The organism is Pseudomonas sp. Root329, from assembly GCF_001424925.1.
In the GTDB taxonomy this organism is placed as follows: Bacteria; Pseudomonadota; Gammaproteobacteria; order Pseudomonadales; family Pseudomonadaceae; genus Aquipseudomonas; species Aquipseudomonas arabinosi.
Genome location: NZ_LMCV01000002.1, coordinates 203,224 through 216,880 on the forward strand (window position 1 = coordinate 203,224; position 13,657 = coordinate 216,880).

Annotated in this window: 12 protein-coding genes; 9 read left to right on the plus strand and 3 right to left on the minus strand. The window is 62.3% G+C overall.

The features are described 5' to 3' along the window. Positions 1-25 precede the first annotated feature (25 nt). Positions 26-817: a lysophospholipid acyltransferase family protein gene (locus ASC74_RS03910; protein WP_056739357.1), complete on the minus strand. Its 792-nt coding sequence runs from the start codon at positions 815-817 to the stop codon at positions 26-28. After that, the gene (olsB, locus tag ASC74_RS03915; protein ID WP_056739359.1) at positions 817-1,572 is read right to left on the minus strand and encodes an L-ornithine N(alpha)-acyltransferase; all 756 of its coding nucleotides are present in this window, start codon (positions 1,570-1,572) and stop codon (positions 817-819) included. Before olsB ends, ASC74_RS03910 begins: the two co-directional genes overlap by 1 nt. A 154-nt stretch (positions 1,573-1,726) precedes the next feature. On the opposite strand from olsB, the gene ASC74_RS03920 reads away from it, so the two are divergent. From ASC74_RS03920 to ASC74_RS03960, 9 genes are all read left to right on the plus strand, one after another. Continuing rightward, positions 1,727-2,614 (plus strand): acyl-CoA dehydrogenase family protein, encoded by an 888-nt coding sequence (locus ASC74_RS03920; protein WP_056739361.1) that lies wholly within the window; start codon positions 1,727-1,729, stop codon positions 2,612-2,614. A 157-nt stretch (positions 2,615-2,771) separates the two neighbouring features. Beyond that, positions 2,772-3,866 (plus strand): serine hydrolase domain-containing protein, encoded by a 1,095-nt coding sequence (locus tag ASC74_RS03925; protein WP_056739362.1) that lies wholly within the window; start codon positions 2,772-2,774, stop codon positions 3,864-3,866. After that, positions 3,863-4,192: a hypothetical protein gene (locus ASC74_RS03930; protein WP_056739364.1), complete on the plus strand. Its 330-nt coding sequence runs from the start codon at positions 3,863-3,865 to the stop codon at positions 4,190-4,192. Before ASC74_RS03925 ends, ASC74_RS03930 begins: the two co-directional genes overlap by 4 nt. A gap of 153 nt (positions 4,193-4,345) precedes the next feature. Then, positions 4,346-5,521 carry a M20 aminoacylase family protein gene (locus ASC74_RS03935; protein ID WP_056739366.1) on the plus strand — a complete coding sequence of 392 codons (1,176 nt, stop codon included), beginning with the start codon at positions 4,346-4,348 and terminating at the stop codon, positions 5,519-5,521. Between the two features lie 81 nt (positions 5,522-5,602). Next, the gene (locus ASC74_RS03940) at positions 5,603-6,913 is read left to right on the plus strand and encodes a citrate-proton symporter (protein ID WP_056739368.1); all 1,311 of its coding nucleotides are present in this window, start codon (positions 5,603-5,605) and stop codon (positions 6,911-6,913) included. A gap of 2 nt (positions 6,914-6,915) precedes the next feature. Then, entirely contained in the window at positions 6,916-8,358 is a 1,443-nt protein-coding gene (locus tag ASC74_RS03945) for an amidase (protein ID WP_082555763.1), read from the plus strand. Positions 8,359-8,427: 69 nt separating this feature from the next. Then, complete coding sequence (locus ASC74_RS03950; protein WP_056739370.1) at positions 8,428-9,198, plus strand: IclR family transcriptional regulator; 771 nt, start codon at positions 8,428-8,430, stop codon at positions 9,196-9,198. Positions 9,199-9,350: 152 nt separating this feature from the next. Next, positions 9,351-9,941 (plus strand): YceI family protein, encoded by a 591-nt coding sequence (locus ASC74_RS03955; RefSeq protein WP_056739372.1) that lies wholly within the window; start codon positions 9,351-9,353, stop codon positions 9,939-9,941. 1 nt (position 9,942) lies between these two features. Continuing rightward, positions 9,943-11,100 (plus strand): phospholipase D-like domain-containing protein, encoded by a 1,158-nt coding sequence (locus ASC74_RS03960; RefSeq protein ID WP_056739374.1) that lies wholly within the window; start codon positions 9,943-9,945, stop codon positions 11,098-11,100. A 142-nt stretch (positions 11,101-11,242) separates the two neighbouring features. Here the strand turns inward: ASC74_RS03960 and bglX are convergent, their stop codons facing one another. Further along, entirely contained in the window at positions 11,243-13,534 is a 2,292-nt protein-coding gene (gene bglX / locus ASC74_RS03965; protein ID WP_056739375.1) for a beta-glucosidase BglX, read from the minus strand. Positions 13,535-13,657 lie beyond the last annotated feature (123 nt).

Below are 13,657 nucleotides of genomic sequence, written 5' to 3' on the forward strand. Positions count from 1 at the left end.
CCGCCGCTCCCACAGGGGATTTGTATCAAGCCGCGATCGCGGGGCGCAGCGGTTCCGGTTGCGCCTGCGGGATCGCCCCGAACAACGCCTTCTGCACCGCCTGCTGCGCCTCGAACGCCAGCGCCGCACGCTCACGACCTTCACACGCGATCGGCTTGAGCAAATGAATCTCCACCTCACCCCGATCATGGGCAAACAAGCGCATCAAGTGCGAGAGCAAATCATCATCGCCAATGAACGGCGCCAGTGAATCGAGCTTTCCGTCGCGCAGATAACGAATCGCCACCGGTTGCAACTTCACTTCGGAGTCGATCGCCGCAGACAGCAATCGACCGTGGAAAGTGCGCAACGAACGACCATCCGTGGTGGTGCCTTCCGGGAACATCAGCAGCGGATGGTCCTGCTCCAGATGACGGGTCATCTGTTTGCGGATCAACTGGCTGTCGCCCGACCCGCGACGAATGAACAAACTGCCGGCCTTGGCCGCCAGCCAGCCCGCCACCGGCCAGGTGCGCACTTCGGCCTTGGACAGGAACGACAGCGGCGTGAGCATGCCCAGCAGCGGAATGTCGGTCCATGAAACATGATTGCTGACCCAGAGCATCGGCGCTTTCGGCAATTCACCGTGCAGGGTCACGCGAAAGGGCAGGGCATTGCTCAGGCGCGCCATGAAAAATCGCGACCAGCGCTGGCGACGGACCATCGAATGAGCAATCCCCAGACGTTCGAACAACCCGAACAGACTGGCCATGCTCAAACCCAGCGCCACCACCACCAACACTCGCGCAATCCGCGCGTACACCCGTAAGCGACTCATCACACGGCCGCCTTGAAGTGCTTGGCATAACGCGGGCAGAGTTCGTCGCGCTTGAGCAGGATGAACACGTCGGCGACCTGGAAGTCTTCGTCCCAGCAAGGCTCGCCGCAGATCTTCGCGCCAAGACGCATGTAGGCCTTGAGCAGTGGTGGCATCTCTGCAATGACGTTGGATGGGATGTCGAGGCTCGGCAGCGGCTTTTTCGGTTCGGCCCGCAGGTGTTCAGTGCACAGGTAGCGTTCGCGCAGGCGCTGCATGATCGCGTGGGCCTGAATGCCGCCGTCCTGCATTGGGATGCTCGCGCAACCCATCAAGTAGCTGTAGCCGCCCTGGTTCAGCACTTCGGCCAGTTCGCCCCAGAGTACGGCGATGGTGCCGCCGTTGCGGTAGGCCGGGTCGACGCAAGTGCGGCCGATTTCCAGGATCGGGCCTTTGAGATGGACCAGGCCATGCAGGCTGAATTCTTCTTCGCTGTAGAACTTGCCCAGGCTGCTGGCGGCCGTGTGGTCGAGCAAACGGGTGGTCGCCACCAGACGCCCGGAGTTCAAGTCACGCACGCCGATGTGGGCGCAGTGAACATCATAGTCATCCATGTCCAGACCCAGCTCCGCGCCTTTCAGCTTGGCGTTGAATTCGCCGCTGAACACGTTGAAGCGCAGGGCCTGGGCTTCCTGCAAGGCCTCGGCGCCCACCAGGCGTTCGGCTTGCAGGCGGCGTTCATTGCCGGTGTCGCTGATGCGGGCGATCTGAGTCATTGCGAATCTCCGTACGGGCCGTTCACCCGTCGTGGGTTGCAGCCGATCGACTTTCTTTATGCAGCCGTGTTGTGCAAAGTCAGGCTATGTAGCCCCGGTGTCATCGCCATGAAGCTTTGGTGATGCTTATATGACAGCCCACGAGGAGCCTCTTATGCCCTGGCAAAACCTGCTGCGCCGCCGCGATCGTCTGCCCTCCAACCCGGATCTGGGCGAGGGGTTCGCGACCTTGTTGCACCAGTTGGGCAACGTCACGCCGTTCGAACTGGCGGTGGCCGGCGGGCGTTTGATGTCGACACCGGGACTGGCGTTTCTGGTGGGCTATCAGGCGGCGTTGCGCATGCTCTGGCCGAGCGCGCCGCTGAGCCTCGGCGCCTTGTGCGCGACCGAACAGCGCAGCCTGCGGGTGACGGACATGCAGACCCGCCTGTACGATTTGCGTCTGAGCGGGCGCAAGGATTTTGTCACCGCAGGCGATGCCGCCGATTGGCTGCTGATCGCGGCCCGCAGTGAAGCTCCCGACGAAAAACCGCGCCTGAGTCTGGCGGTGGTCTATCCCGATGAACCGGGCGTGCGTCTGGAGAAACTGCCGGCGATTCCGTTAATGCCAGACATCAGCCATGGCCGGCTGTTTCTCGATAACGCTCAGTGCGAACTGTTGGCGGGGGATGGCTGGGATGCTTACATCAAACCGTTCCGCACCCTTGAAGACATTTATGTGCTGAGCGCCATGACCGCCTGGCTGTACGGCATCGCTCAGGACAGCGACTGGCCGCAAGCCTTGCAACTGCGTTTGCTGGCGCTGCTGGCCGGGTGTGCGGAAGTCAGCCGGCAGGCGCCGAATAATCCGTCCGGGCATGTGCTGCTCGGTGGCTTGTTTGCGCAGTTCGATGGGCTCAAGGCTGAGGTGGCTCAGGCACTGGCCGATGGTCCGCAGCATTGGGCGGCGATGTGGCAGCGTGATCAAGGTGTGATGGATTTGGCGGCGGGTGCGCGGGGGAAGCGATTGGCCAAGGCTCTAGCGGGATCTTCATTGAATTGACTGGCCTCTTCGCGAGCAGGCTCGCTCCCACAGGGGGAATGCATTTCAAATGTGGGAGCGAGCTTGCTCGCGATGGCGGCCTCATGGACGCCACAAATTTCAAAACTGTCATCAACCGCGACTAGGCTCAGCAGGTCCATCCCTCCGAGCCCCCACCATGTCCAAAGGCTTGTCCCTGGTTTTTATGCTCCTGCTCAGCCTCTCGGCCCACGCCGAATACTGGCCTGCCGAGCAATGGTCGACCGGCCCGACAGTCACCGGGCCGGCGCTTCAAGCGCTGGAAACTTACGCCTTCCCACCCCGTGATGAGACCACCCGAAAAGGCATCCGCACTGACGCCTTGCTGGTGATCCGCGACGGTCAACTGATCTACGAACGCTACGCCGGCCCGACCACCGCCGACACCCCGCACCTGACCTGGTCCATCAGCAAAAGCCTGATGGCCACGGTCCTCGGCGTGGCCTATGGCGAAGGTCTGTTCAAGCTCCAGGACCCGGTGCAGAAATTTTATCCACCGCTGGAAAAGCACCCGACGATGACCATGGCCGACCTGCTGCATTGGGCCTCGGGGCTGGACTGGCAGGAAGACTATGAATACGCGCCGTTGAAATCCTCGGTGGTCGCGATGCTCTACACCCGAGGTCACCCGGACATGGCCGCGTTCACCGCCGATCACAGTGAATACGCCAAACCCGGTCAGGCATTCCGTTACTCCAGCGGTGACAGCAATCTGTTATCCGCTGCGCTGAAAACCATCGTCGGCCCGAGCCGTTATCCGGACTATCCATGGATGGCTCTGTTCGAGCCTTTGGGGATTCGCCACGCCGTTTGGGAAACCGACGCCACGGGGACCTTCGTCGCTTCATCCTATGCCTACCTCACCGCCAGGGATCTGGCCCGAGTCGGTCTGTTGATGGCCCGCGACGGTCGTTGGGGCGAGCGGCAGTTGCTGCCCAAGGATTGGGTCACGTTCAACCGCGAACCGTTCGCCCGCTATCAAGCCAATCAGGACGACGCCGTGCCCGGTGGCCATTGGTGGCTTAACCGCGCGGTGGATGGCGCGGCAAAACCCTGGCCCGCTGCACCCGCCGACACCTTCGCCGCGCTGGGCCATTGGGGTCAGGCGATGTACGTGATTCCCAGCGAAAACCTGGTGATCGTGCGCTACGGCGATGACCGCGACGGCAGCTACCGGCACAACGATTTGCTCAAACTCGCGCTCAAGGCATTTGCCGCGAAGGTGCAGCCATGAAGCGTCGCAGTTTTGTTCGTCGCCGACCGTTCAGCACGCTGTTGTTGATCCTGCTGGTCGCCTTGCTTGGCTGGATCTGGCAGGAGCGCGTGGCGTTGTGGGCGTTCCCGGACATCATCAGTGCCTACACCGCCAAGGAATATTGTTCGTGCCGTTACGTGATGAACAACCCGGCCGAGTACTGCCACAGCTATGTGAAGCAGTGGCTGCCGACCCGTGGCTTTACCGATGACACTGCCAGCAAGCGCGTCACCGTCAGCGGCATGGGCCGCAGCAACAGCGCGCAATGGATCAGCGAACGCCAAGGCTGCCGCCTGAATCCCTGAAACCCTTCTCAGGTTCCACGTGGTGGAACCACATTCGATTGTCCTCGCGCCGAACTCGCGGTTATCTGGCGGTGAGCGCGACCTGCCTTGATGTGTCGCGAAATCACTGCGAACAAAAAGAACGGGAATACACCCGGCCCGAGGACAATCGTCATGACCCGACATCAGCACATTCTTGCCTGGCTCAACGACGTGGCCAGCGACCTGCACGCGACGCGCCAGGACATCCACGCCCACCCGGAACTTGGCTTCGAGGAAAACCGCACCTCGGCGCTGGTGGCCAAATCCCTCGAAGCGTGGGGTTATGACGTTCATACCGGGATCGGCAAGACCGGCGTGGTCGGCGTCCTGCGCAATGGCAACAGTTCACGCAAACTGGGGCTGCGGGCGGACATGGACGCCTTGCCGATCCTCGAGAATACCGGCGCGGCTTACAGCAGTCGGCATCAGGGCTGCATGCACGCCTGCGGTCATGACGGCCACACCACGATGTTGTTGGGCGCTGCGCGCTACCTCGCTGCGACTCGTCAGTTCGACGGCACCCTGACCTTGATTTTCCAACCCGCCGAAGAGGGGCAGGGCGGTGCCGAAGCGATGCTCGCCGATGGCCTGCTGGAACGGTTTCCCTGCGACGCGCTGTTCGGCATGCACAACATTCCAGGCTTGCCGGCGGGGCATCTGGGCTTCCGGGAAGGGCCGATGATGGCGTCCCAGGATTTGCTCACGGTGGTCATCGAAGGCGTGGGCGGACACGGCTCGATGCCGCATCTGGCGGTGGACCCGCTGGTGGCGGCGGCCAGTATGGTCATGGCCCTGCAAACCGTGGTTGCGCGCAACATCGACGCGCAGCAGGCCGCCGTGGTGACCGTCGGTGCCTTGCAGGCCGGGGAGGCCGCCAACGTCATTCCGCAACAAGCCATCTTGCGCCTGAGCCTGCGTGCACTGAACGCCGAAGTCCGCGAGAAAACCCTCGACCGGGTGCGCGCGATCATCGAATCCCAGGCCCGCAGTTTCGGTTGCAGTTCGCAGATCGAACATCGCCCGGCCTACCCGGTGCTGGTCAACCACGCCGCTGAAACCGAGTTCGCCCGGCAGGTCGGCATCGAGCTGCTCGGTGCCGACGCGGTGGACGGCAACACGCCCAAACTCATGGGCAGCGAAGACTTCGCCTGGATGCTGCAACGCTGCCCCGGCGCCTACCTGTTCATCGGCAATGGCGTTTCGCGGCCGATGGTCCACAACCCCGCTTACGACTTCAACGACGACATCCTGCTGACCGGCGCGGCGTATTGGGGCGCGCTGACCGAGAGCTGGCTGAAGCCCGCCTGACGAGCTCACTTTCTACTGCCGCTGGATCGGGCGCGCATCGCCGCGCCCGTTATCGCCCAACAGGTTTCTGGAGAGTTCCCCATGCAGACTTCGAGCACAGGCGTTTCGCGCACCCGGCAGGTGGTCGCCGCCGTTATCGGCAACGCCCTGGAATGGTATGACTTCATCGTTTACGGCTTTCTGGCGAGCATCATCGCCCGGCAATTCTTCCCGTCCGAGGACGAATACGCGTCGCTGTTGATGGCGCTGGCGACCTTTGGCGTCGGGTTTTTCATGCGCCCGGTGGGTGGCATTCTGTTGGGCATGTACTCCGACCGCAAAGGCCGCAAGGCCGCGATGCAGATGATCATCCGCCTGATGACGGTGTCCATCGCGCTGATCGCGTTCGCGCCGAACTACGCCGCCATCGGCATGGGCGCGCCGTTGTTGATCGTGGTCGCGCGGATGCTCCAGGGCTTCGCCACGGGCGGCGAATACGCCAGCGCCACCGCGTTTCTGGTGGAAAGTGCCCCCGCGCATAAAAAGGGTTTGTACGGTTCCTGGCAGTTGGTCGGGCAATGCCTGGCGGTGTTTTCCGGGGCCGGGATGGTGGCGTTGTTCACTCATCTGCTTTCCCCCGAGGCGCTGGATAGCTGGGGCTGGCGGATTCCGTTCATGATCGGCTTGTTGATCGGCCCGGTCGGGCTGTGGATTCGCAAGCACATGGAGGAGCCGGAAGAGTTTCTTGAGGCACGCAAACAGGCCAAAGGCGCGAGCCCGAGCCTGCTGCAAGTGATCCGCGAACATCGGCGCAGCATTCTGGTGTCGATGGGCCTGGCGTGCGGCGCGACGGTATCGTTTTACGTGGTGCTGGTGAACATGCCGACTTTCGCCCACAAGAACCTCGGCCTGCCGCTGGATCAGGTGCTGCTGGTGCAAATGCTCGCCGTTGCCGTGATGACCGTGATCATTCCACTGTCCGGCGCGCTGTCGGACCGTCTCGGGCGGCGCCCGGTTTTGATGGCGTTCACGTTGGCGTTTTTCGTGATGGTGTATCCGCTGTACGTGTGGGTCGCGGCGGCGCCATCGGTGGAACGTTTGCTGGTGATGCAACTGTTGTTATGCAGCGCCATCGGCGGGTTCTTCGGCCCGGCCCCGACTGCGCTGGCCGAACAGTTTCCGATCGAAGTGCGCTCCACCGGGGTGTCGGTGGCCTACAACGTCGCGGTCATGGTCTTCGGCGGCTTCGCGCCGTTGATTGTCACCTGGCTCAGCAAGGCGCTGGCGACCCCCGTGGCGCCGGCCTTCTATGTCCTGTTCGCTTGCGTGCTGACGCTGATGGGCACTTACTGCATGCACGAAGCGCCACGCGCTAAAAAATCCGAAGCACTTAATCTTGAGGTGAAGCCTTGAGCATCAATCCGATTGTTGAAATGGACGCCGATGCGTTGTCCCGGGCGATTCATGCCCGCCAGGTATCCTGCCGAGAAGTGATGCAGGCCTACCTGGCGCAGATCGAACGCTTCAATCCGCAGGTCAATGCGCTGGTGTCGCTGCGCCCGGCCGAGGCGTTGCTGGCGGAGGCCGACGCCTGCGACCGGCAGTTGGATCAGGGCCAGTCCCGCGGCTGGATGCACGGCATGCCGCAAGCCATCAAGGACCTGGCGGCGACTGCCGGTTTGCGCACGACCATGGGCTCGCCGCTGTTCGCCGAGCAGATCCCGCAGCACGACGCGATCAGCGTGGCGCGGGTTCGCGACTGTGGGGCGATCATCATCGGCAAGACCAACGTCCCGGAATTCGGCCTCGGCTCGCAGACTTACAACAGCGTGTTTGGCACCACCACCAACGCCTACAACCCGACGTTGGTCGCCGGCGGCAGCAGCGGCGGGGCGGCGGTGGCGCTGGCGTTGCGCATGCTGCCGGTGGCTGACGGCAGCGACATGATGGGCTCGCTGCGTAACCCGGCGGCGTTCAATAACGTGTTTGGCTTTCGTCCGTCACAAGGCCGCGTGCCTCACGGGCCTGCGCCGGAGGTGTTCGTCCAGCAACTGGCCACCGAAGGACCGATGGGCCGCAGCGTGACCGATGTCGCCCGCTTGCTCGGCACCCAGGCCGGTTATGACCCGCGCGTGCCGCTGTCGCTCATGCAGAGTCCGGATATTTTTGGTGAAACGCTGGCGGCGGATTTCCGTGACGTGAGGCTGGGCTGGCTGGGGGACTACAACGGCTATCTGCCAATGGACAACGGCGTGTTGAGCCTGTGCGAATCGGCACTCGCGGACTTCGAGGCGCTGGGGTGCCGGGTCCAGGCCTGCCAGCCGGACTTTTCCATGGCGCGCCTGTGGCAAACCTGGCTGGTGCACCGACACTGGCTGGTGCAGGGCAGCCTCGGCGCGTTGTATGCCGACCCGCAGAAACGCGACCTGCTCAAACCCGAAGCGCAATGGGAAATCGAGGGTGGTCTGCGCCTGACGGCGGCGGATGTTTACCAGGCGTCAGTCAGTCGCAGTGATTGGTATCGGGCCTTGAGCGAGTTGTTCGAACGTTACGATTTTCTGCTGTTGCCCACCGCGCAAGTGTTCCCTTTTGATGCACAAACCCCTTGGCCGCGCGTCGTCGGCGGGCAGTCCATGGACACCTATCACCGCTGGATGGAGGTGGTGATCGGGCCGACCCTGGCCGGTTTGCCAAGCATGAGTGTGCCGGTGGGATTCAGCCCGGCCGGGTTACCCCTGGGCCTGCAAATCATCGGCCCGGCCCAGGCCGATCGGGCGGTGCTGCAACTGGCTTACGCCCATGAGCAACTGACGCAATGGGTCAAACGTCGGCCACCGGGTTGTCTGCAAGACGCCTGAGTTCACCGAGCGGGCCCGCATCTTGCTGCAAAAAGCGATCATCCATCCGGGCTAAGGGAGGTCGAATCCATGGACAGCAAGGCAGAAACCGGCAGCGTACGTTCCGTCGAGCGGGCGCTGGCCATCGTCGAACTGCTGGGCGAACATCAGGCGTTGGGTCTGGAGGAGTTGCACTACCTGACGACCCTGCCCAAGGCCACGGTGTCGCGGATGTTGCTGACCTTGCAGGAGCAGGGTTGGATCTATCGTGGTTTGAGCGACCGGCGTTACCGGCTGTGCGCCAAGCGCCTGTTCGGCGACAGTCAGCAGCGTTTCAAACGGCGACTGGTGGAAAGCGCCGCGCCGCTGTTGCTGGAGTTGAGCGAGCGCACCGGGCTGGTGGCGGACCTGTCGAGCTTCGACGGCGAGCGGGTGGAAGTCATGGAAAGCGCGATCCCCACGGTGCTGCGTAAACGCTACCCGAACAACTGCCAGATCGTCGGCCAACACGCCAGCCTGTTTCATTCGGCCATGGGCCGGGCATGCCTGGGCGAACTGGACACCCAAGAAGTGGAGCGACTGTCCGGTCGTGAACGGCTGACCGATGAGAGCCTGTTCAGCGCCAGCGAACAGGCGTTGCATCAGGGCTTCGGCCAGCGCACCGAAGGTTACTGGGAATACCCGGTGCGCCTGCCGTTTCTGATTCGGGCGGTGGCCTTGCCGCTTCATGCCGACGGCCGACTGGTCGGCAGCATGGCGCTGCACTGGCCGATGGATCAAGCACCGGTGGAACGGGTGTTGAGCCTGCACCTGAACAGCCTGGCCGCCACCATCGGCGATGTGCAGCATGCGTTGGTGTGACTCTTAAAAGATCGCAGCCTGCGGCAGCTCCTACATGTGAACGCATTCCCCTGTAGGAGCTGCCGCAGGCTGCGATCTTTTGATCTTCGCGGTTTGCAATGCGCTCACGGGCGGTTAAGGTTCCTGCAGGTTTATCTGCCCCACGAGTCTCTATGTTCAACCGCTTCCTCTGCAAAACCCTCGCCTTCCTGCTGCTGGCCGGTGCCACGCTGTCGGCCCACGCCGATTGGTATCTGGATGGCGAGTCCTCGCGTCTGTCGTTCATCAGCACCAAAAACACCCACACCTCTGAAGTGCAGCGCTTTCTGGTGCTGCATGGCAAGGTCGATCCCAAGGGCCTGGCCGAGGTGGAAGTCGAGCTGGACTCGGTCAACAGCGGCATTCCGTTGCGCGATGAACGCATGCGCAAGGACCTGTTTGAAATCCAGACCTTCCCCGAAGCGCTGATCACCGCGCAGATCGATCTGCGGCCGATCAACGATCTGGCGCCCGGCGCGCAACTTGAATTGCGCCTGCCGCTGACCGTCAACCTCCATGGCAAACAACACGAATACAACGCCGAACTGCTGGCAACCCGTCTCGATGACCGGCGCTTCCAGGTGGTGACCCTCGAGCCGTTGGTGATCAACGCGGCGGATTTCGACCTGGCCCCCGGCCTGGAAAGTTTGCGCAAGGTCGCCGGTTTGTCGGCCATCAGTTTGTCAGTGCCGGTGAGTGCGGTACTGATTTTCACGGCGCGCTGACATGGCCGGCGCGATTTTCCCCTGGCGTGAAGGCAACCGTTTTGAACTGCTGATCGACGGTCCGCAGTTTTTTCCACGGATGTTGGTGGCGATTGCCCGCGCCGAAGAGCAGGTCGAACTGGAGCTGTACCTGGTGGAGGCGGGTGCCTGTGCCGAAGCGATGGTTCAGGCGTTGGTCCAGGCTGCCGAACGTGGCGTGCGCGTACGCTGCCTGTTCGATGATTACGGCAGCCTCGCGTTCACCCTGAACTTGCGTCAGCGTTTGATGGCCGCGGGCGTGGAGCTGCGTTTCTACAATCGCCTGAGCTGGCGGCGCTGGGTGGGCAACTTCTACCGCGATCACCGCAAGCTGTTACTGGTCGATCAGAGCATGGCCGTGGTGGGCGGCACCGGGGTGACCGATGAATTCTGGACGCCGGGCGAAGACACCAGCGAATGGCACGAAGTGATGGTGGAAATCACCGGTCCCTTGGTTATCGACTGGCAATTGCTGTTCGACCGCCAATGGATCGCCAACCGCCATCGGCGTGCCTGGAAACCCGCTTCGCATTTTGGCTTGCCACGCCTGCCACGCGTGCCGTCCATGGGCGAGGGCATGGGCCGGGTCGCCTATGCTGACGCCCGTCAGCACCGGGACATCCTGCAATCGTTGGTTCGCGCGTTGAACAGCGGCCAGCGACGGATCTGGCTGGCCACGCCGTATTTCCTGCCGACCTGGAAAGTCCGTCGCTCACTGCGCCGGGCTGCCGCCCGCGGTGTCGATGTGCGCCTGCTGCTGACCGGGCCGCGCACCGATCACCCGTCGGTGCGCTACGCCGGGCATCGCTACTACCCGCGATTGCTCAAGGCCGGGGTGACGATCTTTGAATACCAGCCGTGTTTCCTGCACTTGAAAATGGTCCTGATCGACGACTGGGTGAGCATCGGCTCGTGCAATTTCGATCACTGGAATTTGCGCTTCAACCTGGAAGCCAACCTTGAGGCGCTGGACCCTGGGCTGACGCGTGCGGTGGCGGCGAGTTTCGAGAGGGACTTTGCGCAGAGCCAGGAAGTCAGCCTGGAGGCATGGCAACGCCGGCCGCTGTGGCGGCGGGTGAAGCAAAGGATTTGGGGATGGGTGGATCGGCTGGTGGTGAATTTGCTGGATCGACGGGGCTGAGCCCAATCTTAAGAACACCCTAAACCTAATGTGGGAGCGGGCTTGCTCGCGAAGGGGGAGTGTCAGTCAACGATGATGTCGACTGAAAGTCCGCCTTCGCGAGCAAGCCCGCTCCCACATTTGTTTTGCGGTATGTCAGGGGTTACAGCAGTTCAAAGCTCTGCTGCGTGACGTCCTGTGAATCCAGGCCGATCTCCACGTTGAACTTGCCCGGCTCGGCAGCGAACTTGAGCTGGGTATTGAAGAACTTCAGGTCGTCCTCAGTGATGGTGAAGTGCACGACTTTCTGTTCGCCGGCCTTCAGCGTGATTTTCTGGAAGTTCTTCAGTTCCTTGATCGGACGGATCATCGAGCCGGTCACGTCCTGGATGTACAACTGCACCACGGTTTCGCCGTCACGCTTGCCGGTGTTTTTCACCGTGACGCTGGCGTCGAGCTTGCCGGTTTTGTTCAGCGTGGTCGACGACAGTGCCATGTCGCTCAAGCTGAAATCGGTGTAGCTCAGACCGAAACCAAACGGGAACAGGGGACCTGTGGTGTCATCGAAATACTGCGAGGTGTAGTTGCCCGGTTTGCCCGGCGTGAACGGCCGGCCAATGCTCAGGTGGTTGTAGTAGGTCGGAATCTGGCCTACCGAGCGCGGGAAGGTGATCGGCAATTTGCCCGACGGGTTGTAGTCGCCGAACAGTACGTCGGCGATGGCATTGCCGCCTTCGGTGCCGCTGAACCAGGTTTCCAGAATCGCGTCAGCCTGATCCTTCTCTTCGAGAATCGACAGCGGACGGCCGTTCATCAACACCAGCACCAGCGGTTTGCCGGTGGCTTTCAGCGCCTTGATCAAATCGCGCTGGTTGGCCGGGATGTTCAGGTCGGTGCGGCTCGACGATTCGTGGGACATGCCACGGGACTCGCCCACCGCTGCCACCACCACATCGGCATCCTTGGCGGCTTTCACGGCTTCGTCGATCAGCACTTGGGCCGAACGCGGATCGTCCACCACTTCCGGTGCGTCGAAGTTGAGGAAGTTCAGGTAATCCAGCACCTTCTTGTCGCTGGTGATGTTGGCGCCACGGGCGTAGATCAGCGTCGATTGCGCACCCAGTGCAGTGGTCATGCCGTCGAACAGGGTCACCGATTGCGCGGGTTTGCCGGCGGCAGCCCAGCTGCCCATCATGTCGATCGGTGCCTTGGCCAGCGGGCCGACCAGGGCGATTTTTGCGGTTTTCTTCAACGGCAGGGTTTCGCCCTGGTTCTTCAGCAACACCATGCTGCGACGCGCGACATCACGGGCCTCGGTGCGGTGCAGGCGGCTTTCGGCGTACGTGTCGGCCGGATCATCCTCAGCCTTGCCGATGCGCAGGTACGGGTCCTTGAACAGGCCCATGTCGTACTTGGCGGCGAGCACTTCACGCACGGCGTTGTCGATGTCGCTTTGCTGGATCTCACCCGCCTTCAACAGCCCCGGCAGCTCTTTGCCGTAGAGGGTGTCGTTCATGCTCATGTCGATGCCGGCCTTGATCGCCAGCTTCGCGGCTTCGCGACCGTCACGGGCGACGCCGTGTTTGATCAGCTCGAAAATCGCCCCGTGGTCGCTGACGGCCAGGCCTTTGAAGCCCCATTGCTTGCGCAACAGGTCGTTCATCAGCCAGGTATTGGCGGTGGCCGGCACGCCGTTGATCGAGTTCAGCGCGACCATTACCCCGCCAGCACCGGCGTCGATAGCCGCACGGTACGGTGGCAGGTAGTCCTGGAACATCTTGACCGGGCTCATGTCGACGACGTTGTAGTCGCGACCGCCCTCGACCGCGCCGTACAGGGCAAAGTGCTTGACGCTGGCCATGATGCTGTCGGCTGCGTTCGCGCCCGTGCCCTGGAAGGCTTTGACCATCACGCCGGCGATGCGCGACACCAGATACGTGTCTTCACCGAAGCCTTCGGAAGTCCGGCCCCAACGCGGGTCGCGGGAGATGTCGACCATCGGTGCGAAGGTGATGTCGAGGCTGTCCGCCGCAGCTTCCTTGGCGGCGATGCGCCCGGACAGGCCGATGGCGTCCATGTCCCAGCTTGAGGCCAGGGCTATCGGAATCGGGAAAATGGTGCGGTGGCCGTGGATCACGTCATAGGCGAAGAACATTGGGATCTTCAGCCGGCTGCGCATGGCCGCGTCCTGCATCGGACGGTTTTCCGGGCGGGTGATCGAGTTGAACGTGCCACCGATGTTGCCGGCGGCGATTTCCTTGCGGATCAGCTCCCGAGGCATTTCCGGGCCGATGCTGATCAGGCGCAACTGGCCGATCTTTTCATCGAGGGTCATCTGCTTCATCAGGTTGCTGATGAAAGCGTCCTTGTTTTCCAGAGGTGCGGGCGTCGTGGCGGCCAATACGTTATGACTGGCCAGGCTGACGAACAGGCCCAGCAAACACAGCTTCTTCATGAATAGTTTTCTCAAAAGCCTAAACGGCAGTGAATACGCGCCGGTCAGCCAAAATTTAGGGAGCGACTATTGTTGTTCAGGTAAATGCAGCACACTTCTGCGTGTTTTCGCGCTGGGGCATCT